The 23,975-nt window shown below is 56.6% G+C and carries 26 protein-coding genes; 19 read left to right on the top strand and 7 right to left on the bottom strand.

All coding sequences use genetic code 11. The features are described from left to right. Positions 1–156: 156 nt before the first annotated feature. Together KOE80_RS18280 and KOE80_RS18275 are read right to left on the bottom strand one after the other, a co-directional pair. Entirely contained in the window at positions 157–1,383 is a 1,227-nt protein-coding gene (locus tag KOE80_RS18280) for an MFS transporter (RefSeq protein ID WP_083055019.1), read from the bottom strand. Further along, positions 1,367–1,900 (bottom strand): Chromate resistance protein ChrB, encoded by a 534-nt coding sequence (locus tag KOE80_RS18275; RefSeq protein ID WP_080747983.1) that lies wholly within the window; start codon positions 1,898–1,900, stop codon positions 1,367–1,369. The genes KOE80_RS18280 and KOE80_RS18275 overlap by 17 nt, the downstream gene beginning before the upstream one ends. Before the next feature lie 79 nt (positions 1,901–1,979). Here KOE80_RS18275 and KOE80_RS18270 point away from each other — a divergent pair, with 79 nt between their 5' ends. The 4 genes from KOE80_RS18270 to KOE80_RS18255 all read left to right on the top strand — a co-directional run bounded on the left by KOE80_RS18270 (position 1,980) and on the right by KOE80_RS18255 (position 5,043). After that, on the top strand, positions 1,980–2,429 hold the full coding sequence (locus KOE80_RS18270; RefSeq protein WP_137430495.1) for a hypothetical protein: 450 nt from the start codon (positions 1,980–1,982) through the stop codon (positions 2,427–2,429). Next, positions 2,422–2,970 carry a ferritin-like domain-containing protein gene (locus tag KOE80_RS18265; RefSeq protein WP_009461955.1) on the top strand — a complete coding sequence of 183 codons (549 nt, stop codon included), beginning with the start codon at positions 2,422–2,424 and terminating at the stop codon, positions 2,968–2,970. Before KOE80_RS18270 ends, KOE80_RS18265 begins: the two co-directional genes overlap by 8 nt. A 183-nt stretch (positions 2,971–3,153) precedes the next feature. Further along, the gene (locus tag KOE80_RS18260; RefSeq protein WP_115634605.1) at positions 3,154–4,389 is read left to right on the top strand and encodes a multidrug effflux MFS transporter; all 1,236 of its coding nucleotides are present in this window, start codon (positions 3,154–3,156) and stop codon (positions 4,387–4,389) included. Positions 4,390–4,452: 63 nt separating this feature from the next. After that, positions 4,453–5,043, top strand: coding sequence for a TetR/AcrR family transcriptional regulator (locus tag KOE80_RS18255; RefSeq protein ID WP_226349680.1), 591 nt, complete (start codon positions 4,453–4,455; stop codon positions 5,041–5,043). On the opposite strand, the gene KOE80_RS18250 is transcribed toward KOE80_RS18255, so the two are convergent. After that, entirely contained in the window at positions 5,044–5,751 is a 708-nt protein-coding gene (locus KOE80_RS18250) for a GntR family transcriptional regulator (RefSeq protein ID WP_009461948.1), read from the bottom strand. Between the two features lie 100 nt (positions 5,752–5,851). Continuing rightward, positions 5,852–6,586 (bottom strand): sulfite exporter TauE/SafE family protein, encoded by a 735-nt coding sequence (locus tag KOE80_RS18245; RefSeq protein WP_226349679.1) that lies wholly within the window; start codon positions 6,584–6,586, stop codon positions 5,852–5,854. 169 nt (positions 6,587–6,755) lie between these two features. Between KOE80_RS18245 and KOE80_RS18240 the strand changes: the two genes are divergently transcribed. From KOE80_RS18240 to KOE80_RS18215, 6 genes are all read left to right on the top strand, one after another. Further along, complete coding sequence (locus KOE80_RS18240; RefSeq protein ID WP_009461936.1) at positions 6,756–8,273, top strand: hypothetical protein; 1,518 nt, start codon at positions 6,756–6,758, stop codon at positions 8,271–8,273. After that, entirely contained in the window at positions 8,270–9,751 is a 1,482-nt protein-coding gene (locus KOE80_RS18235; RefSeq protein ID WP_226349678.1) for a gamma-glutamyltransferase family protein, read from the top strand. Before KOE80_RS18240 ends, KOE80_RS18235 begins: the two co-directional genes overlap by 4 nt. Positions 9,752–9,874: 123 nt before the next feature. After that, a complete protein-coding gene (locus KOE80_RS18230) occupies positions 9,875–10,609 on the top strand; it encodes a TenA family transcriptional regulator (RefSeq protein WP_022983674.1) in 735 nt (244 codons plus the stop codon). Positions 10,610–10,669: 60 nt separating this feature from the next. After that, complete coding sequence (locus KOE80_RS18225; RefSeq protein WP_137430498.1) at positions 10,670–12,130, top strand: aldehyde dehydrogenase family protein; 1,461 nt, start codon at positions 10,670–10,672, stop codon at positions 12,128–12,130. Positions 12,131–12,161: 31 nt separating this feature from the next. After that, the gene (locus KOE80_RS18220; RefSeq protein ID WP_022983673.1) at positions 12,162–12,641 is read left to right on the top strand and encodes a GlcG/HbpS family heme-binding protein; all 480 of its coding nucleotides are present in this window, start codon (positions 12,162–12,164) and stop codon (positions 12,639–12,641) included. Between the two features lie 20 nt (positions 12,642–12,661). Continuing rightward, positions 12,662–13,696 (top strand): 2Fe-2S iron-sulfur cluster-binding protein, encoded by a 1,035-nt coding sequence (locus tag KOE80_RS18215; protein WP_226349677.1) that lies wholly within the window; start codon positions 12,662–12,664, stop codon positions 13,694–13,696. Here KOE80_RS18215 and KOE80_RS18210 read toward each other — a convergent pair. After that, a complete protein-coding gene (locus KOE80_RS18210) occupies positions 13,693–13,884 on the bottom strand; it encodes a hypothetical protein (RefSeq protein ID WP_105630127.1) in 192 nt (63 codons plus the stop codon). The two genes, KOE80_RS18215 and KOE80_RS18210, sit on opposite strands and share 4 nt — an antisense overlap. 201 nt (positions 13,885–14,085) lie before the next feature. Here KOE80_RS18210 and KOE80_RS18205 point away from each other — a divergent pair, with 201 nt between their 5' ends. The 8 genes from KOE80_RS18205 (at position 14,086) to KOE80_RS18170 (ending at position 20,230) form a co-directional block, all read left to right on the top strand. Continuing rightward, the gene (locus KOE80_RS18205) at positions 14,086–14,394 is read left to right on the top strand and encodes a 2Fe-2S iron-sulfur cluster-binding protein (protein WP_009457376.1); all 309 of its coding nucleotides are present in this window, start codon (positions 14,086–14,088) and stop codon (positions 14,392–14,394) included. Then, a complete protein-coding gene (locus tag KOE80_RS18200) occupies positions 14,394–14,738 on the top strand; it encodes a ferredoxin (RefSeq protein WP_088451752.1) in 345 nt (114 codons plus the stop codon). Before KOE80_RS18205 ends, KOE80_RS18200 begins: the two co-directional genes overlap by 1 nt. Positions 14,739–14,749: 11 nt before the next feature. Further along, positions 14,750–15,028 carry a 2Fe-2S iron-sulfur cluster-binding protein gene (locus KOE80_RS18195; RefSeq protein WP_226349676.1) on the top strand — a complete coding sequence of 93 codons (279 nt, stop codon included), beginning with the start codon at positions 14,750–14,752 and terminating at the stop codon, positions 15,026–15,028. 11 nt (positions 15,029–15,039) lie between these two features. Then, positions 15,040–15,984, top strand: a complete 945-nt coding sequence (locus tag KOE80_RS18190) for an ornithine cyclodeaminase family protein (RefSeq protein WP_226349675.1) — start codon at positions 15,040–15,042, stop codon at positions 15,982–15,984. Positions 15,985–16,026: 42 nt separating this feature from the next. After that, complete coding sequence (locus KOE80_RS18185) at positions 16,027–16,377, top strand: hypothetical protein (protein WP_035269656.1); 351 nt, start codon at positions 16,027–16,029, stop codon at positions 16,375–16,377. A gap of 248 nt (positions 16,378–16,625) precedes the next feature. Then, on the top strand, positions 16,626–17,648 hold the full coding sequence (locus tag KOE80_RS18180) for a Nif3-like dinuclear metal center hexameric protein (protein WP_026483541.1): 1,023 nt from the start codon (positions 16,626–16,628) through the stop codon (positions 17,646–17,648). A 26-nt stretch (positions 17,649–17,674) separates the two neighbouring features. Continuing rightward, positions 17,675–18,781 (top strand): hypothetical protein, encoded by a 1,107-nt coding sequence (locus KOE80_RS18175; RefSeq protein WP_035274771.1) that lies wholly within the window; start codon positions 17,675–17,677, stop codon positions 18,779–18,781. 348 nt (positions 18,782–19,129) lie between these two features. Then, positions 19,130–20,230, top strand: a complete 1,101-nt coding sequence (locus KOE80_RS18170; RefSeq protein WP_226349674.1) for an MBL fold metallo-hydrolase — start codon at positions 19,130–19,132, stop codon at positions 20,228–20,230. Here KOE80_RS18170 and KOE80_RS18165 read toward each other — a convergent pair. Continuing rightward, on the bottom strand, positions 20,227–20,976 hold the full coding sequence (locus KOE80_RS18165) for a tyrosine-protein phosphatase (protein ID WP_060185509.1): 750 nt from the start codon (positions 20,974–20,976) through the stop codon (positions 20,227–20,229). The genes KOE80_RS18170 and KOE80_RS18165 overlap by 4 nt on opposite strands. A 475-nt stretch (positions 20,977–21,451) precedes the next feature. On the opposite strand from KOE80_RS18165, the gene KOE80_RS18160 reads away from it, so the two are divergent. After that, a complete protein-coding gene (locus KOE80_RS18160) occupies positions 21,452–22,645 on the top strand; it encodes an aromatic amino acid transaminase (RefSeq protein WP_226349673.1) in 1,194 nt (397 codons plus the stop codon). A gap of 339 nt (positions 22,646–22,984) precedes the next feature. Here the strand turns inward: KOE80_RS18160 and KOE80_RS18155 are convergent, their stop codons facing one another. After that, a complete protein-coding gene (locus KOE80_RS18155; RefSeq protein WP_060185508.1) occupies positions 22,985–23,935 on the bottom strand; it encodes a LysR substrate-binding domain-containing protein in 951 nt (316 codons plus the stop codon). Positions 23,936–23,975 lie beyond the last annotated feature (40 nt).

Below are 23,975 nucleotides of genomic sequence, written 5' to 3'. Positions count from 1 at the left end.
GGTCGCCCGGAACCAAGGAGTCCAGCGTGACCATTTCCCATTCATGTTGATAAGCAGTCGGGGTCTTAAGCATGAACGTATTATGAACAAGCCTGCTGTTTTATGGGAGGGTTTGTCAGCAGTCTGAAAGGCCGACATGAAGTCGGCCTTTTTGTTTCAGAACGCTCCTTGAGCGGAACGTCGCAAGGTAATCAAACCTAGGCCAGTCAAAACCGCAAAGATCGCACCGGCGGCAAAGGTGCCTTGGAAACCGATGGTATCCCAGAGCACGCCGGCAATGACGCTGGCCAGCAGCAGAGCGATACCGGTTAGCAGGTGGAACATGCCAAAGGCGGTGCCACGCAGTTCGGTGGGGGCGCTGTCAGCGATCAAGACGTTGAACAGGCCCTGGGTAAAGCCCATATGCAGGCCCCACAAGGCAACGCCCAGGCCCAGACCCAGCAAGCCGGGCACGAAAGCCAGGATCAGGTCCGCTGCAATCAGCAGGGCCACACCGATCAGGAGCAGGTCAGTTTTACGCATACGATCTGACAGCACACCGGCGGGGTAGGCGGACAGGGAAAAAGCCACGCTCATGACGACCAGCACGGCAGGGGCCCACATGGGCGGCAGACCGCTGGATTCACCGCGCAAGATCAGAAAGGCTTCGCTGAAACGGGCCAGGGTAAAAGCCAGGCCAATTGCGACAACCCACCAGTAGCGGGAACCCAGGCGGCCCAGATCTTCCCGGTTCAGAGGCAGTTTGCGGGGGCGGATGGTGGCCGGGATCTTCGGTTCGCGTACAAAGAACACCAGAACGGCGATGGCCGCAAAGGCAGGCAGCACGGCAACCCAGAAGATCAACTGATAGTTGTTTGCTGTCCACCACATCAGGGCGATGGCCAGTAGGGGCCCTACAAAGGCGCCAATGGTATCCAGCGTTTGCCGCAAGCCATAGGCTGCGCCGCGCAGCTCGGGCGGGGTGACATCGGCGACCAAAGCATCACGCGGCGCACCGCGTATGCCTTTGCCGATGCGGTCTACAAAGCGGGCACCGACCAGCCAGTCCAGCGAGTTCGCCAGTGGAAAAATGGGTTTGGTCAGGGCGGCCAAGCCATAGCCAATTACTGCCAGCAGTTTGCGCTTCCCAAAACGGTCGCTGACCGCTCCGGAAAACACCTTCATGATGGAGGCGGTGGCCTCGGCAATGCCTTCAATAAAACCGACCGCCAGTACCGATGTACCCATGACGGTGACCATATAAATGGGCAGCAGGGCGTGGATCAGCTCCGAGGAAATATCCATGAACATGGACACAAAGCCCAGTGCCCAGACGCTGCGGTGGATTTTGGCACGGGAGGCGTCGGCCGTCGGGGTAAGCGCGGGATTAGCGGTTTTCTTCATGAGCGTCATAGACCATTTGGGCATACGCATCCAGCCGTGCCTTGCACTCTTGCAGGCGCTCTTGAGCAACCTGTGCCAGGGGGGCGCCATAAAAATCCAGTTTCTGGATTTTCTCGTACCAGTTTTCCAGCTTCTTCAGATCGGTTTCTTCTTCGTCCAGTTCGGCGTAGGTGAATTTCTGAATCGAAATTTCCTTGTCGATTTCGGCCTCGAAGTCTTTGCAACGGCCCAGCAGTTCCTGGTATTGCTCGTTGCGGTCGTCCGTAAAACGGGCGATGACTTTGTCCTCTTGTGCCTTGTCCAGAGCAATGGTCTCCAGCAAGACGCATTCACCTTCCATGGTCGTGATGTCGTTTTCCAGCACCTTCAGACGGCGCACATGCTCGTCGGTTTTAGGCAGAACACATACCCCGTTTTGCAGATACACCGCGCCCAGCGCTTTCAGGCGCCGCCATAAGGCCAGCCGTTTTGCACTGGGTTCAGAGGGGACCTTATAGGTAAGAAGCAGCCAGCTCATTGAAGTCATGATCGTGGATTTAAAGTAACGATCGTTTCATATTAATAGAACTATATGATTCTGAAAAGAAGAACTGAACATGTCGTTCGAAACCGAGGGTATGTATCCAAGTGTTTGGTCTTGTATCCCGGCTTGTACAGAATCAGGCCATTTTCGGGTCGCGATTGCCGGTAACAATTTCTTCCCCCAAGCCGCATGTGTCATGAGTTCTGGCGACTTTCGCTTAAGGGATTTCCCGGTTTTCTATCCGAAAACAGCCACCTTCCAAGGAAGGAAAACAGCCGTTTTGCGCTTTCCAAGCCAAGGAGCAATCGCTACCATGACAGCACCTATCCACTTTGTTCAGTTTCTTGCACGACCGGTCTCAACCACAAGCAGCGTGCAGACTTCAAGCCCAGGTTTAGGTAAAGCGCTTGTCCTTGGACAAGCTCTTGTTGGTTATGGAGTCAGTGTGTTCGTTTCCGGTTGTTGCGCGATACAGCGCCGCACTTTCGCGGTGGGAATCAATACGGAGGAATGCAATGAGTAAGCAGAAAGCAGTCCAAGCAAGCCAAGGTCCAATCGATGTTGCCGCCATCCGTGCAGCTGCCAAGAAGTTTGTGGACGACGGGGCGGTGGCATCCGGCTACAAGGGTAATCGTGAAGAAATCATTCAGATGCTCAATGAGGCCCTGGCCACCGAGCTGGTCTGTGTGATGCGCTACAAGCGCCACTACTTCACCGCTACCGGCTTGAACAATGAGCCTATCAAAGCCGAGTTTCTGGAACATGCCCAGCAAGAAGCCGAGCATGCCGACCGCATTGCCGAACGTATTGTGCAACTGAACGGCGAGCCGGATTTCAACCCGGCCAATCTGGTCCAGCGTAGCCATGCAGAGTACGACGATAGCGACGATATCAAATCCATGATTCGCGCCAACCTGATTGCCGAGCGTATTGCGATCGAGTCCTATCGTCAGATGATCGAGCGCATTGGCGACACCGACCCGACCACTCGCCAGATGCTGGTTGAAATCATGGCGGTGGAAGAAGAGCACGCCGACGACATGGGCGATCTGCTGGATATCTAAGTAAGTTGCGCAGGTGCCCACCAAAACCCCGGTATTTTCCGGGGTTTTTTTCTGCCTGAATTCTGAAAAGGAGTACAGTAGCGGCTTTCCTACCTATCGGTAGGTAGCTTTGATTGACGTCGCTATATACGGGGGTGTGAGCGTGTTTGAATTTCTGTCCTTCCGCAGTGTAGAGGGTGTGACATGAGCGAGCTGTCACGTGCCAGAAGCCTGGCCTGGCCCTTGATCTTGTTGCTGGCCTTGTTGACGGCATTGGATGCCATGGCCATTGATATGTATTTGCCGGGCATGCCTGCCATTGCGCAGGAGCTGGGGGCTTCCCCCGGCCGGATTCAGCAAACCTTGTCGGTGTTTCTGGCAGGCCTGGCCTTGGGCCAAGGTATTTACGGCCCTTTGCTGGATCGCTTCGGGCGTCGAGTGCCCTTGCTGCTGGGCGTGGTTATTTTTGTGGTGGGCTCGGTTTTTGGCGCTTTGGCCACATCGGTTGAAGCCTTGTTGGCGGCGCGTTTTATCCAGGCGTTAGGCGCCGCAGCGGGCTTGGTCACACCGCGTGCCATTGTGGCGGACTTGTGCGATGTAAAAGAGTCGGCAAGCATCTTTTCCCTGCTGATGCAGGTGATGATGATTGCACCGATTGTGGCCCCCATTCTGGGTGCCTACCTGTTGAGCCATGCAGACTGGCGTGCCATTTTCTGGATGCTGGCGGCATTAGGGACGATGGGGCTGCTCTGGGGACTTAAAGCCATACCGGATTCGCTGCCCGTGAGCCAGCGTGTGCCTTTGAACCCCGGTCATATTGTTCGCGCCTACGGTCGCGAGCTGGGTAACAAGGCTTTCATGGCATATACCGGCTCCGGTGGTTTCGCACTGGCCGCCTTGTTTGTCTACATCAGCGGCTCGGCTTTTGTGTTCACGCAGCATTTTTCCTTGTCGCCCGCCGTATTCAGCTATGTGTTTGCCGGTAACTCGGTGGCGCTGGTTCTGGGTGGGGTCGTCAGCAATTATTTGTTGAAGGCCGGGATGCCCACCTCTCGGGTGCTGGCTTTGGGACTGATTGTCCATACGGCCTCGGCTCTGCTCCTGTATGCGGTGGTGCAAGCTGATGTGGCGGGCCTGATTCTGTATGCCGCCTTGATTGCTGTTTCGGTGGGCTCTTTAGGCATGGTGTTTGGCAATGTGACGGCCTTGACCATGGATGTGGCTGGCCCACAGGCTGGGACGGCTGCAGCCTTGATGGGCATGTTCCATTACTTGATTTCGGCGGTGGTGGGCTATATCGTCAGTCTGGCTGTGCCTGGGCCGCAGGTTTTGCCTGTGGCAATTGGTGGCTGCGGTCTGTTGGCTATTGTTCTGTATGTTCTGGCTGGCCGTTGCCGCACGGTGACCCGATCAGTCAGTGAGCTGGGGGTTGTAAAATAGGCAGTTGCTGCGGGCCGCGAAAGCGGCCCTGATCATTGGCCTTTGACTGAGAGCTGTTGGACTGTGAGCAAAACCACGACTGAAAAACTGCAGGATGCCGCGTTGGCGCGCTTTGCTGTTCAGGGCTTCGATGCCACCACCATGAACGAGATTGCCGCTGATGTCGGCATCAAGAAGCCCTCGGTCTACGCCCATTTCCGCAACAAGGACGAGCTGTTTCTGAACCTGATTCCGAAGATTGTGGACGATGAGCTGAACCACGCCCGTCAAGTTCTGCAGGGAGGCGATGACATCAAGGAGCAGTTGCGAGCGTATCTGGAAGGGATACAGGAGCGCTTTGAGCAATCACATCAAGTGCGTTTCTGGATTCGCACCTTGTTTGCGCCGCCTGTGCATTTGTACGATGTGGTGATGCAGCCCATGCATGTGTTCATGGACGATCTGGAACGCATCATCCATCAAGCCTTGGCACAGTCCGCTTTGGCCAAATCGGAAACAGGTTTGAGCGTGGAGACCCTGGCCATGACGTACATGGCCTTGATCGACAGTCTGCAAAGCGAGCTTCTGTTTGGTGGTGCGCACAAATACCAGCGGCGTCTGGCATCGGTCTGGAGGGTATTTGAGGCGGCCTTGAGAGCAGGCCGCCCGGCCTGATCAGGTTTTCTCGCCGTTCTGGGCGTCCTGATAGGCTTTGGCTGCATTGTGCACGTGTTGGGTGGCCAGCAGGTTGGCCAGATCACCATTACCGGCCACAACCGCATTGAGGATCTGGGAGTGATCTTCCCAGTTTTGGCGGATGCGCTGCAAATTGCTGGGCGCAAATAACAGGGCGGTGCGGTCACGCAGGGAGCGCATGAGCTCGGTCAGAACAATATTGCCCGACATGGTGGCCAGGGTTTCATGAAACTGGCGGTTCAGGGATTTGAGCAAATCCAGATTGCCGGCATCCATGGCTTCATGGCCCTGGCTCAGAATGGTTTGCAGCTTTTCGATATTGGCTGGGTCCCGGCGTTGGGCGGCCAGTTTTGCATTCAATCCTTCGAGCGTGGCGCGCACTTCAGCCATGTTGTAGGCAATTTCGGTCGACAGGATAGCCACTGAGGCCCCACGTCGTGGTTCGATCGTGACCAGACCTTCCGAGGCCAGCTCGCGCAGGGCTTCCCGTACCGGAATACGCGAGACGCCCAGTTCGCTAGCCAATTTACCTTCTACAAGGCGATCCCCCGGATGAAATTCTCCGCTCAAGATGCGCTCGCGCAATTGGTCACGGATAACCGCAAACAATGACGCATGTTGATCGCCCAAGCGACGGCTTTCCGCGCCGGAAAGGGTGTTGGGAAGGCTGAAACTGGGGATATTCATGGTGCGACCTGTGCAATTGGGCAAAAGGGCCAGCCACGATTATACGGTGTGAGCGCATTTTTCTGAATATGGTATACAGTTTGCGGCCTAAGCATCCTCATCACACGCTGCGGGCGATCAAGACCACGGCGCTTAGCGAACAAATCCCCAATAGCAATCTACGCATTAGCGGCATGCTGACTTTATGACGCCATCGTCCTGATAAGGCGAAGCCCAGCAGCATGAAGGGGTAGAGCACAATGCTGAGCATTGCCTGTTGCCAGGAGAACAGGCCAGCCACCATAAGCAGGATCAAGGACAGGCTTGCCCCTAAAAACAGAATAAGACCCAATGAGGCGCGTAGCTGTGCAGGAGCCAGGTTTTGCATGGCAATTGCCAGAGCGGGAGCGCCTACCGAGGTCAGGGTTCCCATGATGCCCGAGGCAATGCCCGCCAGGATCATGTTTCGTTTGGAAGGCAGGATGCGCAAGCCCCAGGCACTCAGTGCGACTGCGGCCAGAATGGCCAGGGCAAAACCCAGATTCACCGCCTCTATGGGTAGTTGTGTCATGGCCAGTATGGCAATGATCGATCCGGTGGCACGGCCACCCAGTGCACAGACAACCACATTGGGCACGATATGTTGACGCTCTCGCAAGGCCGCCAGCAAAGAGACGCTGCCACCCAAGGCCAGTAGAGGGCCTGGAACCAACTGCGGAAATATCAAGGCGGCAATCGGCGCGACCAACATTGCAAACCCAACTCCGCCAACGCCTTGCAAAAAGGCGGCCAACACAACCAGCAAGGCCATGAGCAGCCAGGAGAGCGGGTCCTCCAGATCAATCAAAGCCGCCATAGTTTCCTCTTCATTTGTATAAGGTATTCAATCTAAGTGTTTCAAACATAAAACTCTTAGAGTTTTCCCCAGTTTTTGATAGTTTTTTCTGATTCGAAATCACAATTGAAGATAGTATACCGTTTCAGATGTGCTCGATATTCAGAAAAAAGAGAAGGAAGGGGGATACATGCAAAGCGACGTGGTGCTCAGTGCGGCGCACTGGGCTTATTTGATCAGCGTTCTGGTCATCATCATTACGATGATTTTCCGGGCCAATGTGGTGGTGCCATCGGTTATTGGCACCTTGGCGGTCGTCACCGCCATGACTGGCAGCCCTATCCAAGGCTTCATCAGTATTTTTTCAGCCAGCTTTGTGGCGGCCCAGGAACTGTTCAATATTTTCCTGGTAATCACGTTCATGACTGCCCTGCTGAACTCGTTAAAGAGGCTGGAGGCCGATGTGAAGATGGTGGCCCCCTTCCGCAAGGTCATGGTCAATAGTGCCTCGTCCTTTCTGATGATTGCGGCGGCTACCTACTTTATTTCCCTGTTCTTCTGGCCCACACCCGCTGTACCTCTGGTGTCGGCCATTTTGCTGCCGGCGGCAATTGCGGCTGGCTTGCCTCCCCTGGTCGGGGCGATGGCTATCGCCATCTGTGGGCAGGGCATGGCGCTATCGTCCGACTACATCATTGGCGTTGCTCCTGGCATCAGCGCCAAGGCAGCCGGTGTCGGAGCCGATGTTGCCGTGCTGGCGGATCGTGCGCTGGTGCTTTCCTGGATTACCGGTGGCGTTGCGTTGACGTTGACATTTTTGTTGATGCGCCGCTATTTCAAACCGGCAGATAGCCGTTTGCTGGATGCCTGGATGCGCCAGGCGCCGGATAGCACCCTGGATGAAGTGGAATCCCAAGGCACGTATGACAAGGCCGAGATTGCTCGTGGCACGGCGGGTAATGAGCACACGGTGCATCCCGGCCTGAGCCCCAAGGAAGAGCGCTATTCGCGCATTCTGGCCTGGATTACGCCACTGGCGTTTCTGGCGGTGATTGGCATCATGCTGTTGCCCCGCTTTATCCCGTCCTTGCCTGTCCTGCGGGGTGGCGACGCCGCCGGTTTGGTAGGGGGCGTGGCCTTTGTGTTGATGATGATTGCTACCTGTATGGCAGAAGGGCCGCGTCGCATGCTGGACACTTGCCCGGATCATATGACCGATGGTTTTGTATTCGCCTTTCGCGCCATGGGTTCGGTGCTGCCCATTGCCGGTTTCTTCTTCCTGGGTGCCAGTGAAGCAACGTCTGCCATTTTGGGCACTCCACTGGAACAAACACCCAGTCTGCTGTTCGAGCTGATCTCGGCGGGGCAGCATCTGATTCCGGACAATCATTTTCTGGTGGCTTTTGGTGTTCTGTTGGTGGGCATGATCTCGGGCATTGATGGCTCGGGCTTCTCGGGCCTGCCATTGACAGGAACCCTGGCCTCGGCCTTGAGCCCGGTATCCGGGCTGGAGGTTGAAACCTTGGCTGCGGTAGGACAGATCGGTGCTATCTGGACGGGCGGTGGCACTTTGATTGCCTGGTCTTCATTGATTGCCGTGGCGGGCTTTGCCCGAGTGCATGTGCTGGATCTGGTGCGAGCCCTGACGGTTCCTGTGCTGGCGGGGATGGCGCTGTCGACAATTTGCGCTGTGCTGGTGTTCGGATGAGCGATATGGGTACGACAGCCTATCGCGCCGGTGAAAAACAGGGCTTGGGGAAACATTGGGCCGTTGCTGCCGGGCACCCCTTGGCGGTGAGGGCCGCGCAGGCCATGCTGGAACTCAAGGGTAGTGCAGTGGATGCGGCTATTGCTGCCGATGCTGTCATGGGGGTTGTCGAACCTATGGCGACAGGCATTGGTGGCGATCTGTTGGCCATGATTGCATCGCCCGACAGTATGCCAGTGGCTTATAACGGCAGCGGAGCGGCGCCCCTGCTGTTGAAGGCTGAGCAGGTTCAGGCTTTGCCTGGGGGACGGATTCCGGAGCGTCATGTGTTGTCCATTACCACGCCTGGCCTGGTGCGAGGGTGGTGGGATATGCACCAGCGCTATGGCCGTCTGGACTGGGCCTGCTTGTTTCAGCCTGCCATTCAGGCAGCGCGGGAAGGTTTTGCGGTAGCGCCGGTGGCGGCGCGTGAATGGCAAATCTTTGATTTTGTACTGCACCGCGATCCCGTGTGTGCCGCCCTTTATAGGGCGGGCAAGCCGCCCAAGGCGGGGGAGCAATACCTGAACCCTGAACTGGCAGCTGTCTTGCAGGACATCGCCACGCAAGGCCCCGATGCTTTCTATCTGGGACGCCCCGCGCAGCAGGCAGAGCAGGCAATGGAACAGGTACAGGGGCTGTTGAGGGCTGAGGACTTTCGCCGCCATAAAGGGTTCTTTTGCGAGCCTGTCAGCGCATCGCTGGGAGAGTTCAGTCTTTATGAATGTCCCCCCAACACGCATGGGGTGGCAGTCCTGGACGCCGTGCAACGCGCCTGGAAACGCCCGGTTGACCAGGATGCGGCGGAGCTGGAACTGGTCAAGGCGACCGAAGCGGCGATGGTTCAGGCTTCACGGGTCGTGTGTGATCCGGCAGGCAATACGGTCTGCACGGTTGTGGTCGATGCAGACGGGTTGGCGGTGACGTTCATGTCCAGCATTTTTAAACGATTCGGCTCTGCGTATGCCGTACCCGGCTGTGGATTTGTGCTGCAAAACCGGGGTTTCGGTTTCTCCGAGCCTGGGCATGTGAATGGCCCTGGGCCGGGAAAACGCCCTTATCACACGGTTGTTCCGTCTTTGGCCTTGAAGTCGGGTCAGTTCCATATGGGGCTGGGTGTGGTGGGCGGCTTGATGCAACCCCAAGGGCAGATACAGATATGGACTCGTGTTCTGCGTGATGGCTGGCCTTTGGATAAAGCGATGTTTGAACCGCGCTGGCGTTTGGAGGGGGCTGGGCGTCTGGCCCTGGAGGATGGTTTTGATGCGAACCGTACAGCCTTTCTGCGTGAGCACGGGTATGTGTCGCCTGATAAAGGCGTAGGCGAACTGGCTGGCCGCAGCGACTTTGGCGGGGCTCAGGCGGTTGAGCGCTTGGCAGACGGCCGTTTGCAGGCTGTTTCTGACCCTCGTAAGGATGGTTGCGTGGCGCTGGCCTGATAAACGGGCAGGGTTATTCCCTACTTTCTAAAATAGTAGACGGTATACAATATACTTAAATAGTCCAAACCTCATCTTTCGTCGGCTGCTGTCAGGGCGACGTCTTTCAACAAGGAAACAGTCATGGAAAAACTGCTGAATCGCGATGAATTTCGCACCGCACTGGAAACCGCCATTAAAGGGAAAAGCGCCAATACTTCCCCTTTCAGTATTGCCTGGGCCAGCGGCAAGCTAAGCCGTGAGCATCTGGCACGCTGGGCGGAAAACCACTATCACTATGTCGGCCCTTTTGCCGATTACCTGGGTTATCTGTATGCCCGCACTCCCGCCGAATACGTGGAAGCCAAAGACTTCTTGTTGGCCAATATGTATGAAGAGGAAATTGGTGGTGACCGCCACACAGATCTGCTGATCCGCTTTGGCGAGGCTTGCGGCACGACACGGGCCCGTATCGAAGACCCCGACAACATGAATGCCACCACCCGCGCCTTGCAGGCCTGGTGTTACGCCATTGCCATGCGCGAAGATCCGGTCGTTGCGGTGGCGGGGCTGGTGGTTGGCCTGGAGTCCCAAGTGCCCTCGATCTACCGCAAGCAGACCCCAACCTTGCGCGAAAAATACGGCTTCACGGACGAAGAAGTGGAGTTTTTCGACCTGCACATTGTGTCGGACGAAATCCACGGCGAGCGTGGCTACCAGATCGTGCTTGAGCATGCGAACACGGTGGAACTGCAGCAGCGTTGCTTGCGTATCTGCGAAATTGGTGCCGAGATGCGTCTACTGTATACCACTTCCCTGTACAACGATTACGTCAAAGACGAGATCAGCCTGCAAGAACTGCAGCTGGAAGCAGCCTGAGCCAGAAAGCCGAGCGGGCAGATGGGCTGCCCGCCGACCTAGAAACAAGGAAGTACAGCGGTGGACAATCTCAAGGACGTCGTTTTCGACAATTACATTGATGGGCAGTGGCTGCCCAGCCAGAGCGGGCGTACGCAGCCCAATCTGAATCCGGCCGATCGTGACGATGTAGTGGGGGCTTTCCCATTGTCCACGGCTGAGGACGCAAAGGCGGCTGTTGCAGCTGCTCAGGCTGCCTTTGCAGGATGGCGAGCCACGCCTATCTCCGCTCGAGCTCGTGTGCTGAATGCGGCGGCAGCCTGGCTTGATGCCAATGTGGACCGTATCGCTCAGGGCCTGACGCGAGAAGAGGGCAAAACGCTGGCGCAAAGCAAGATGGAAGTCGGGCGCTCGGCCCAGACCTTGCGTTTTTATGCGGTTGAAGGCCAGACCTATACCGGCGAGACCTTCCCCCAGGATGATGCGCAGCAACTGGTGTACACCCAGCGTGAACCATTGGGCGTGGTGTCCGTGATTGCGCCCTGGAATTTCCCTATCTCCATCCCGGCACGCAAAATTGCCCCCGCATTGATCACCGGTAATACCGTCGTGTTCAAGCCTTCATCCGACACACCTTTGACGGGCTATTACCTGTGCGAAGCCTTTGCGCAAGCCGGGATTCCGGCGGGTGTGCTGAATCTGGTGCATGGCAGGGCCAGTGAAGTGGGGCCCACGCTGGTGCAATCTCCTCAGGTACGCGCTATTTCGTTTACTGGTTCGACCCAGGCGGGTGAAGACATTTGTCGTCAGGCACGCATGAGCACCCGGACTCAAATGGAGCTGGGTGGCAAAAATCCCTTGATTGTCATGGAAGACGCCGATCTGGATCTGGCCGTCAAACTGGTGGTTCAAGGCGGATTCTCCTTGAGCGGCCAGGCCTGCACGGGAACCAGCCGTGTGCTGGTGCATCGTCAGGTCAAAGAAGAATTCACGCGGCGCCTGGTAGAGAAAGTCAGCGCTTTGACCGTGGGTAATGGTTTGAATGGCAACCCCGATCTGGGCCCGATTGCCACCGAAAGCCAGTTGGAAAGCATTCTGGAATATGTGGCCATCGGCAAGCAGGAAGCCACCCATTTACTGGGCGGCGAACGTTTGACTGAAGGTGACTACGCACGGGGCCTGTTCATGCGTCCGGCTTTGTTCACAGACGTGACCCAGCAAATGCGTATTGCCCGCGAAGAGATTTTTGGTCCGGTGATTGCCTTGCTGGAAATCGATTCCTACGAGCAGGCACTGGCCATGGCCAATGACACCGAATACGGCTTGTCGGCCGCCATTGTGACGCGCAGTGCTGAATATGCGCATCGCTTCGCCAATGACATTGAGGCCGGGACGGTCAAGATCAATCGCACCACAACCGGCAACTTGATCAATGCTCCCTTTGGTGGACTGAAACAGTCCAGCACCTCCACCTTCCGCGAGTCGGGCCGGGCGGGCCTGGAGTTCTATACCCAGATCAAGACCGTGTATCGCGGTATCTGAATTTTATTAACCCGAAATACTGAGAAGACATATGAAAAAGATCCTACGTCTCGAACAGCGCGAAGCGCGCTTGATGGTGGACGCGGCGATTGCCAAATCCAAGGAGATTGGCGTGCTGGAGACCGTTTGCGTGGTTGACGAAGGGGGCTACCCCATCGTGATGGAGCGCATGGATGGGGCACGTATTACCGGCGCCCAGATTGCCTGGAACAAGGCGTTTACCGCTGCAGGCCACAAGCGCTCCACCCATTTGTTCACCACGCCGCCTAATGGCCCCGCCTTGCCGGGTAACGAAGCCTTCGGGATTCAGTTGAGCTTTGAAGGTCGCTTTGCTGCTTTTGTAGGCGGCTACCCCATCGTGGTCAACGGCGAAGTCATTGGTGGCATAGGCCTGAGCGGTGGTAACGGCGAGCAGGATACGGCAGCCGGTGTTGCTGGCTTGCAGGCCTTGGCCGAGGCCTTGAAGGCAGAGGGTCTGGACGTGCTGGTTCAGGCGGACATCAAGAAATAGTGGCATCAGGAGGACGGGTCATGGCCCATCGTGTCGATATCAAGGAAACCGGCGAGCAGTTTTGGGTAGAACCGCAAGAGACCATCTTGCAGGCCGCCCAGCGCCAAGGCGTGCGCATTTATAGCGACTGCGAGTTTGGTGGCTGCGGGACCTGCCGCATTCAGGTCACCCGTGGGAAGGTTTGTTATGAGGATGACTGCCTGCCCATGAGCATTGCTGATGAAGAACACGAGCAGGGCCATGCCGCCGCCTGCCAGGCACGGCTCGATGCCGATATTGAGATCAGTCTGGCCGCGCATCGAGATGACTTGCCTGAAACCCGGCAAGTCCGGGCGCAGGTTCACAGCGTGGAAAGGGCATGTCAGGGGATCTGGCGTCTGATTTTACAGTTGCCGCAGGACGTGCAAGTGCCGTTCCGTCCAGGTCAGTATCTGAACATCTTGTTTGAGGACGGGCGTGCACGCAGTTTTTCCATGGCCAATGCCGATGCCGCACAGGGGCGCATTGAATTGCATGTGCGGGAAGTGGAGGGTGGGCGTTTCACCCAGGTATGTTTGCCGACCCTGAAAGCCGGCGACGAGCTGCTGCTGGAACTGCCCTTGGGCGTGTTCTATTGGCGTGAGCGCGACTGGCGACCCATGGTCATGGTGGCAACCGGAACTGGCATTGCCCCCATCAAGGCGATTCTGGAGTCCTTGCTGGACAAGGATGATTGCCCGCCTGTCAGCCTGTATTGGGGAATGAATCGGCCCGAAGACCTGTATCTGGCCCAGGAGATTGCATCTTGGGCTGAGCGCTTGTGCGAGTTCCGTTTTGTCCCTGTGCTCTCCCATGCTGACGAGAGTTGGCAAGGCGCGCGCGGCTATGTGCAGCAACAGGTGTGCCGGGATGAACCTGACCTGTCAGAGCATGCCATTTACTTGTGTGGCTCGCCCGTGATGATTGAGCAGGCCCGTGGTTTGTTCAAGGAGCATGGCGCCAATGAGCAGTTCATGTATGCCGACGCCTTCAACTTTCAGTCTGATCCCAGCTCGGCAGAGCCTTCTCTTGTCTAGGCTCGGTGGGGGAGTTGGTCCTGACCGGCTTCGGGGTCGCGCTTCTTGCGGCCGCCAAACAGTTCAGTTAATGAGGGCAGGTTGATGAGCGGGATACGACGGCGCAGATGCTTGCGCTTTGCCAAGTGTGGCAGCAACTGCTCGCCGACGGGACGCTGCAGATAGCGAAGTTCGACGGGGGTTTTCATGATGATCTCGTTAATAGGTTTGAATTGAATTAAGTATACCGCAATAGGGGTTTCTACTCAAATTGACGGATATTTGTGTCTAAAAACAAGAAAAACTGTTGCTTGAAGGTTGCGGTTTTTATCTTGGTATACCGTTCTTGGTTTTTCAGGCGGTCAGGGCTCGCAATCCGGTCGCATTATTGGCAGCCAGCAGGAGGTTTCATGCCAACCATTACTTTTCATAAAAACGGCCAGACGCATGTGGGTGAGGTGCAGGAGAACACCAATCTGGTGGTCCGGGCGGGTATCAAGCAATTTCCCTTTCCGCATTTGACCTACGGTTGTGGCATGGGCAAGTGCGCTAAGTGTGCCTGCCGTGTTCTGGAGGGGGGCGAGCATTTGCCAGCGGCCAACTGGAAAGAGAAAAAACAATTGGGCGAGCGACTCGATCAGGGCTGGCGGCTGGCCTGTCAGCTATGGATTAATCAGGACATCGTTCTGGAGCAAGCTGAAACACAGGAGGTGCAGTGATGTATGTGGTGCTGACCAGCAAGCCAGGGGAATACCGCACGGAACCGGGCGTGGGCGTGGAGATGGTGGCGGCCTATGAATACCATTTTCAGGGTCGTTTCAAGGCGGTGTTTGCCATTGCGCGTATTCAGGAAGGCTCGCGCGTTCGCATTGTGGAAGAGACTCCAAATGGCACGATCAATGACATCCCTACCCGGCAAATGGAAAAGTTTGCAACAGTCGAACAGGCTTATGAAGAACTGGCCGGATTGACGCACTTTGGCAGCATACAAGCCGAATTGCGTCAGTGTGAGCTTGACGGTCACCAGGCAGGGGCACAGACCCCGGCACAGCAGCAATCCTGAGGTAGCAGAATATGGTTCAGATTACATTTGCGTCGAATAATGGTTTGGTGGTGTCTGCCGCCGAGAACAGTAACTTGCTGCGGGTTTCCATCCGCGAGCGCGGTGGCATCCCGTTCAAATGCGGGGGCGGGATCTGTGGCACCTGCAAGTGCCGAATTACGGAAGGGCTGAGCAATACGGATGAGGTCAAGGCCAAGGAACACAAGCATTTGTCCGAGCAGGATCTGGCAGAGGGTTTTCGTATGGCGTGCCAGACCTTTGTTCGTGGTGACGTTACGGTGAGCTGGTAAAAGGAGCGGCCATGCTGCATTTGACCGATCAGCAACTACACGAGCTGCTTGATGCGCCTGCCGTACAAGAGGTGCTGGAGCAGGCTTTCATCGAGTTTGGGCAGGGCCAGGCGGCCCAGCAGCGTCGTGTGCGCACGCAGGTGGGCGATACCCGCTTGTCGACCTTGGGCGCGGTCATCCCAGGCCAGCAAGTGGCGGGTGCCAAGATTTATACGACCGTGCATGGCGCATTCAATTTTGTCATTGTGCTGTTTGATGCACTGAGCGGACAGGCTTTGGCCACTTTGGATGCTGGCGCGATCACGCAATGGCGTACTGCAGCCTGCTCGGTACTGGCAGCACAGCGTGGCGCCAATCCCCATTCGCAAACCTTGGGAGTGCTGGGTCTGGGTGCCCAGGGGATGGCGCATGCCCTGCAGTTTTGCCAGACCTTTGATTTGCAGCGTGTGCTGGTGTGGAGCCCGAATGTCGATGAGAAGCGCTGCCACCAGCTGGAGCTGGAGTGTGGTGTGCCTGTGCGAGCCGCCCGAGCGGAAGAGATCGCCGCACAGGCGGATATTCTGGTCACGGCCAGCCGCAGTCGCGATCCCCTGTTTGATGGACGCAGCCTGAAGCCCGGCTGCTTTGTCGCCGCCGTTGGCTCCAGTTTGCCAACAGCGCGGGAATTGGATGATGCCTGCCTGCAGCGGGCAGGCAAGATTGTGGTGGAGTGGGGCGAGCAGACTCTCTCGGAGGCGGGGGATCTGATTCTGGCCGCGCCCGATTGTGGCGTCTCGGGAAAATTGTGCGAGTTAAGCGATTGGTTGCAATTAGACCGGGGACAAGGCTACGACGCACAGGGAATTTGCGTGTATAAATCAGTGGGTGTGGCGATTGAAGATATTGCCGTCGCTGGATTGGCGTATCGCCGTCATCAGCTTGGCAAGACAGCGCAGGAGGCGCTTGCCGCACACTGAAAAACGACAATAATTCAAGCATGTTGGGAGTAGGCAATGGGGATGGCAGGCTTTTCTTCTTTAGGCGAATTCAAGCAGGCACTGACCCGGGACTACAACCGCATCAACAGCAGTATTTTTGCATCAGGTGTCGTGACGCTGAAGATTGATGTGCTGGAGGATCGGATCAGCATGTTGGCGGTTCATAAACGCCAGCCTGCCTTGCAGACGTTGAGCCGTGAAAATGCACATATTGCTGATCTGGCGGATCTGTATCTGATCAAGGCCTTCAAAAAGGAGATGAAGCAGGTTTTGGTGGACGAATATGGGTTGGATGTGGTGGCCATATTCAAGGACTACGACGCCGCGGCGCAATTGTCTTCCACTATGGTGTTGTTGCAAAAAGGAGTGTGAATGCAGTGGCATTGGTGAGAACCGTTGCCCTGAATTCCGAACCGATAAAAAGAAGCTGACTGGTAGACAGTCTTGTTGTCCTTCCGTCCGGAGTGGATTGCCTGATGTGCAATTTGCCCTGGAGCCAAGCCCAGGCCCTGACAGGTCCGCTTGGGGAAGTTGCCGACAGGAAGTGCTCGCATACCGCCGGCCTCGGACTCTGGGATACCCCAGGGTTCGAGGCCGGCTTTTTATTTGGAGACAAAATCATGGCCTATGTAGCCGATTTGCTGGATGCATTGAACGTAATCACGGGGGGACGCATGGTGTCCTGTATGGATGAGGTCAAATGCGGCCACCATCCCTTCGTGATCTGGAAGTCCTCTGGAATTTACGGCAAGGAAGTACTGGAAATCCCAGGCTTGATTCATGGGGACCCTAACAAGGAAGTGCGCAAGGTGGCGGTGTGCATGACCATGTCCGAATTGAGCATTGAGCTGGCGGGCGCAACCGGGGTGGACGCCATTGTTGCGCATCATCCGATCGCCGATGCCGCAAGTTGCGGCGGCGTGACCCTGAAGGATTACCTGGACCTGTATGGGGTGGCTGCCCTGGAGTGTCATGAGGCGTTTCATGGTCTGCATCCGGGCATCGCGTATCTGCATGGCCACAAAGTCGCTAAAAGCGATATTGCCTATGGAGGCATTCATGGCAATGTGATGTTCGTGGGCGAACCATTGGATGGGGTGAGCACTTTGGGCGACATGCTGGATCGGCTTGACGGCTTCATGGGGCTGGATCTGGAGGATCAGGTCTTGCAGGCTGAACGCCGCATCAAGGGCAATGAAAACATTCTGGAGACCAGCACCTTGACGCGTGGTGCGATTCGGCTAGGGGAGCGCAACAGTCGCGTCGGGCGTATTTTGCACATTTTTCCGCATACGGGATTCAGCCCCGACCATCTGCGTCAGGCGGTGGCCGAGAACCCGGGCGTTGACACGGTGCTGGCCTCTATCAGCCGGGTCTACGACGGTCATGCGCTTATCGAATGTGCTCGTGAATTGGGTCTGAATTTCCTGGTGGGCAATAGCCACGTGCTGGAGATCCTGGAGAATGGCCTGCCCTTGGCCTATGCCTTGAGTGCCTTGCTCGATGGCGTCGAGGTGGTCATGTTCCGTGATCGGGTGACGTCCACGCCTGTGCACCAGGTGGGTGGGGCCCGCCTGCGTGAATACGCCCAGCATTTTTCGACGGCTCATTTGATGGGCAAGAACGTGTTGAGCTTCCAGTAGGTCCAGCTTCCTGAACGGAGAGAGACATGGATAACAAAACAATAGAAATAGACAAAGTAGTGCATGTAGCGCCTGCGGGCCGTCGGCCCATGGAGCGTATCGAGGCGGTGGGCCTGGGCTTGCTGCTGCTCGCCATGCTGACGCTGTTTTTCTTTCCCGCTACCTTGTCGGGCGCGTTTGATACGGTGCTCAACAAGGTCAAGCCCGTGGTGGTGGATGTATTTTTGACCGGGCAGGTTGGGGTGGCTGTCATTATCAGCGTCATCATTGGACGCTTGCTGGAGCGTTTGGGTTTTACCGATGCCATGATGCGAGTGTTCATGCCGGCGATGCGGGCCATTGGAATCAATCCGGCCGTCATTATTCCCAGCGTGTACAACATTTTTGGCGATATCAACGCCGCTGGTCGTATTTCGGGGCCTTTGTTGCGGCAGGCTGGTGCAACCAAGGACGAGCAAAAGATTGCGGTAGCCACGATGGTGCAGTCTCAGCAGTCGTTCTCCACGTTCATGCTGGGCATGATGGCTTTGACCTTTGCCGGGGTGAATGTCTTTGCCGTTGTGCTGATTGCGATCTTCGGCCCCTTGTTGCTCTCCCCCTTATTGCTGTCGCGGCTGGTTTACCGCAATGTTCGCTCGGTGGATCTGCTGGCAGCCCCCCGTTTCACACCGAATATCGATTTTGCGCCCATGCTGTTCAAGGCCGCCCGCGAAGGAGTGGAACTGTTGCTGCTGATCCTGATCCCGGCTGTGGCCCTGGTGTTCTGTGTCATTGGTTTGCTTGAACATATCGGCATTTGGGCACCTATCAGCGATGTGCTTGAGCGCGGTCTGCTTGCGCTGAATATTCACCCTGAAACGGGCGTGCTGGCGATGCTGGTCAGCCCCACTTTGGCAATGGGCAAGTTGCAGGCGATGGCTTCCACACTGGATCCATCTTTGGTAGTGGGTTCATTTGTACTGGCGTCGTCCGGTTTGCCCTTATCGGCTGTCTTTGGACAGATTCCGGTGGTCTGGGCTGAATGCTCGGATCTGAATGAAAAAGAAGTCATGCTGGCCGCCGTTCTGGGCATTGTGATGCGCTTGTTGACGGCAGTGGTACTGGCTGTGTTTCTCACGCCTTTGATTGTCTGAGTTCCTGTTTGTAGTTCCCCCCACTTTAGGAGCGCTGATGTTGGCGCTCTTTTTTTATTTTGTCTGTTTTCTCCAGGCGTGGTGACTGCCATCGAACTGCCATAAAACTGTAACAGGGCTGAAAGAACACTTGTTTAACCTGAGCCTGTCGTAGTCTTTTTAAGGCAGGGCACCTCGGTGACTCTGGTTCTTTAAGTTGATGCCTTTTTCTGTCCGGCAGCGTGCGCTGCGGCCCATTGCGCTTATTGATGCTTTGCTTTTGTGTCCGGTGTTGCGCCGTGCTGCAAAGCAGGATGCCGGGTGTGGCTTGGCGATGTATTGGCCTGAATGCCTTGTAGGGGACGGAGCATGAACCAGACCCTGGTGACGGTGTTAAGCGGCTATGGAGGCAAAGCGCCAGCCGCCATTCTCGTGCAGGCATGTGGCTTGCGATTGCTGCTGGATGCCGGCGGGCCTTTGTATCCTGGGCAGGTGTGCGACTGGTATCAAGGGCTGGAGGTGGATGCCATTTTGGTGACACATGATCACCAGGATCATATTGGCTCCTTGTCCAAGCTGCCTGAACACATACCTGTTTATGCCACGGCCTCTACGGCGCGCAGCCTGCCTGCTGGGCGGATCTGGCGTGAGCTGCCAACCCGTGGCACAACTTATATCGGCGATATTGCCGTGCGTACCGGCTTGTCCGGCCATGCTTTGGGGGGGGTCTGGCTGCATCTGGATGTGGGCGGTGGGCTGTTCTATAGCGGGGACTTTTCCTGCGAATCCTTACTGTTCCCCTTCGATTTGCCGCCGCCTGCGTATCTGGCTTTGCTGGATGCGTCTTACGGTTTGTACGACCAGTCTCATCACGTGGCCTGGAGCATTCTGGAGTCCTTGCTGGAGTCCCATCCCGCCTTGTTGCCCGTACCGCCGTCAGGCCGGGCGATAGAGATTGCCTTGTGGCGCCAGCAGCAAGGTTTTGAGGACTGGAGCATGGACGCGTCCTGCTACGAAAACCTGACCCGCATGATCAGCCAAAGCAGTGACTTGTTGTTGCCGGGTGTGCAGCAATCCTTGCGTGAGTTGATGCCGCGTGCGGCTACGTTTGATCCGCAAGCGCACCTGCTGCTGGCCGGTGAGCCGGACGGCTGTCAGGGCAAGGCAGGGGAGCTGATTCGGGAGCGTCAGGCACGGGCTGCGGACCCCAATGCCGAGGCTGGTGAACGCTTGTTGATTCACACCGGCTATGTGGCCCCACATGCACCACGTGGCACGCATACCCTTTGCTGGAATGTGCACCCGCGTTTGACGGATTTACGCTGGCTGGTGGATATGGTGCAGCCACGTTATTGCATGCCTTTGTTCACGCAAATGCATGATTTGCCGACCTGGCGCAATGTGATGGGACCGGCCCTGAGCCTGGAAGGTCACTGGGAACTGCCAGCGACCTCCGTAGGCGTGGTTTAAGCGGTGTAGCGCTCCAGCAAGGCCTCGCGTCGGGCGGGGCTGAGCTTCAAGGCGTTCTGAAAGAAGTTCTCCAGATTACCGTACGTTTCATCAATCGTCTTGAAGGCGGTTTCCAGAAACTCGGGCTTGACGCCCCATAGAATATCCAGCACTTCGTCACTGATGCCACGGTTGTCGGGCAGATCAGGGCGGCGGAAGAATTGATTGGTCAGCAGATAGTCGTGCATGACATCGTCAGGGTGCACCCCGGCAGCGCGGTGCAGCAGGGCGACGGCAAAGCCGGTGCGGTCTTTCCCTGCCGTGCAATGCATGACTACTGGCGTATCAGCTTGCAGCAGTTGATCAAAAACTTGGCCAAAGGTGGCGGCGTGTCCGGTCACAAATTCGGTGTAGGTCTTGTTCATGGTGCTGTGTGCCGCATCCACATCCACCTGACCTTTGGCCAGCATGTCCATAAAGTCCGGCAAGACGGTGGGCTCGACGGTCAGTGCGTGGCTGGTCAGAAAGCTGTACTGGTAAGGCGAGCGTTTGCGCTCGTGTGCTCCGCGAAAGTCCAGGGAGCGGGCAATGCCCAGCTCTTGCAGGGTGTCCAGGTCCTGGCTGCTCAGATCCGCCAAATGGTCTGAACGATAGACGCGACCCTTACGAAAGGAGCCGGAGTCTGTGGCATAGCCGCCTATATCACGGAAGTTGCTGGCCCCTTCTAAAGGGCAGGATAGGGAACTGGGCAGCGGCGATACGGACACGGCGGACTCCTGTTGAAACGGTGAAAGTCCCATGTTAACGGTCTTGGACGGGATCTGCATATGACAATGCGGTGACAGTTGGGGAGTGCGGGAGGACCGAAAGCACAATGAATGCAAGTGCACGGTTCTGTATCCTCAGAAAGCCATGTATATTCTTTGCTGGCAAGGCCCAGGCAGACAGGCTGGTACACCGCGTTCATGTTCTTGAGGCTTCGGTTTGCTGAAAATGTGAACAGACTTCAAGGTGACGCTGGCGTTTGACAGCCTGCACCGACTAGACAAGAACAGGTGCCGTGCCGAGCCAAGGGGGGACAAGTCTGATGACGCATTCACGCATCGCTCGCGTGCTCATGTGCTGCAAAAAGAGCCCCAGGATATTGGCTAAAGTAGGCCCAAGGTATAAGGTCAATGGTTATTTGAATAGACCGGCGATCAGCCCGGGCGGCCCACAACCGTAATTTTTCAAGGAACAAGCATGTTTGAGCATTTGCAGGCCTATGGTGGCGATCCGATTTTCCGTTTGAACGAGGCATTTCACGCCGATCCGCGCGATCGCAAGGTCAACCTGACCATTGGTTTGTATTACGACGATCAAGGCCGTCTGCCTTTGCTGGATGTGGCTCGCCGGGCTGAAGAACAATGGGCGGCCAAGGGCCAGCCCCGTGGCTATCTGCCTATTGAAGGTTTGGCTTCCTACCGCAGCGCCGTGCAAAAACTGGTTTTTGGTGCCGACAGCAAAGTGCTGCAAGAAGGTCGTGTTGCGACCATTCAGACATTGGGCGGTTCGGGGGCCTTGAAAGTGGGTGGCGACTTCCTGCACGAAGCCTACCCCAATAGCGAAATGTGGATCAGCGATCCAGCCTGGGATAATCACCACTCCATCTTCCGTGGATCGGGCATTCCTACCCACACTTACCGTTACTACGATCCAGCCACGCGCGGTCTGGATTTCACCGGCCTGATGGAAGACATCTCCGTCCTGCCCGAGCACAGCATTGTCTTGCTGCACCCCTGCTGTCATAACCCCACCGGGGCTGATCTGAGCGACGAGCAGTGGCTGCAACTGATCCCTGTGCTGCAACAGCGCAAGCTGATCCCTTTCCTGGACATGGCTTACCAGGGTTTTGGCCGTAGCCTGGATGAAGACGCTTTCGCCGTGCGCGCCATGGTCGATGCTGGCCTGACGTTCTTGCTGGCCAACTCCTTCTCCAAAAACTTCTCCTACTACTCCGAGCGTTGCGGTGGCTTGTCGGTGGTGTGCCAGAGCGCGGACGAAGCTGATCGTGTTCTGGGTCAGCTCAAGGCCGTGGTGCGTCGCATCTACTCCAACCCGCCCTCGCACGGTGGTCAGGCTATTGCCACCATCTTGTCCGATGAAGCCTTGCTGGCCGAGTGGACGGCAGATGTGGAAACCATGCGTCAGCGTATCGCTGCCATGCGCAAGCGTGTACACGATCGTCTGAAAGAGCTGGCTCCCCAGTACGACAGCAGCTACTTCGTCAAACAGCAAGGCATGTTCTGCTACACCGGCCTGACCAAAGAGCAGATCCAGAAACTGCGTGACGATTTTGGCGTGTACGTGCTGGAGTCGGGCCGCATCAGCGTGCCAGGTCTGAATCAGTCCAATGTGGATTACTTTGCGGAGTCGCTGGCTGCTGTCGTGGCCTAAGACGCCGAGGTCTTTCCTGCAGAATTAAAGAGCGTGTTTATGGCCCCTTCGGGGGCGGTAAACACGCTTTTTTTGATGCTGAAAATGCATCCGCAGCTGCGTTGATCGTATGGTGGAAGCCGCTTATACGTACCTGTCTGATTGATGCGTTCGACTTGTTCTGGCCACTTGGCTGGGGGCTTGAACCTGAACTGAAAAGCGGAACAGTGTCGAGCTAGACCATTGAATAGCCCTGCGCTTACATAGCCGAAGCACTCAACGGTTCATTAGTGCTTAGCCATGGTCAGGCAAGCAGGTCAACCGGCAAGCTGACCGTATTTCGTCGTATTGCGACATTGCTCAGGCTAATGCTTGCAGCAGCAGTTCCTGATTGATCTGCTCCTGCTGCCGCGCCCGGTTCAACAAATAGCGATGGAAATCCTGGCTATGAGGCGACTCAAACGCACCCGCCCGTCGGGTCAGCACATAGGGCCAGGGCAGAGGCAAGGAATGGGAGAAGGGCAGGATCAGCTGCCCGCTGCGCACTTCCTTTTCTATCATCGAGCATTGCGCCAATACAAAACCCTGACCGGCCACTGCAGACTCCAGCGCCATGTGCGACAGAGAAAAAACCCGGAAGCGGTCCAGGGGCGTATTGCCTATATCTATCTCCAAGGACTCAAACCAGTCGCGCCAGGATGGCGGCGAGGTAAAGCGTGGCTGCCAGTCCGAGGACAGCAAGGGATAGCTCAATAGATCACGAGGATGTCGCAAGGCGGCTTGCCCTTGGAGCAGGGTCGGGCTGCAGGCGGGAACGACACGGTCTGTATACAGCTCGGTAAAGCTGCGGGGGCGGGCGGCGGCCTGACCGTAGGTAATCCGAAAGTCGATTTGCTCGGCTTCCAGATCGGGCTCGGCATGGCTGCCTTTCAGATGCAGTGTCAGCTCCGGGTCGTACTGTTCCTGCCATTGAAATGCCAGCGGTGCCATCCAGGTTTTAAGCATGGACGGCAAAGCGCTGATCGAAAGCAGGCTGGTGTTGCGCGAGCGCTCCATTTCTTGTTGTCCGTCGCGCAATAGCTCAAATGCCTGGGTACAGATTTCATGAAAGCGCACCCCCGCCGCTGTCAGCCGCAAGCGTTTGCCTTCTTTGTAGGTCAGGCTGCAGCCCAGCGAGTCTTCCAGCAAACGCAATTGCTGGCTGATGGCGCCGGGAGTAATTTTCAGACGACGGGCGGCTTCTTGCAGGCTTTGGCTATGGCCCAGCGTCTCAAAGACTTGCAATGCACGTAAGGGAGGCAAGGTATCCATGATGGTCAGACCCCGTCCAGAAAAGTAATTTAACTTTAGA

This window comes from Alcaligenes sp. 13f, from assembly GCF_020496585.1.
GTDB classification, from domain to species: Bacteria; Pseudomonadota; Gammaproteobacteria; order Burkholderiales; family Burkholderiaceae_B; genus Alcaligenes; species Alcaligenes phenolicus.
This window is presented reverse-complemented; position numbering and strand designations above follow the sequence as displayed.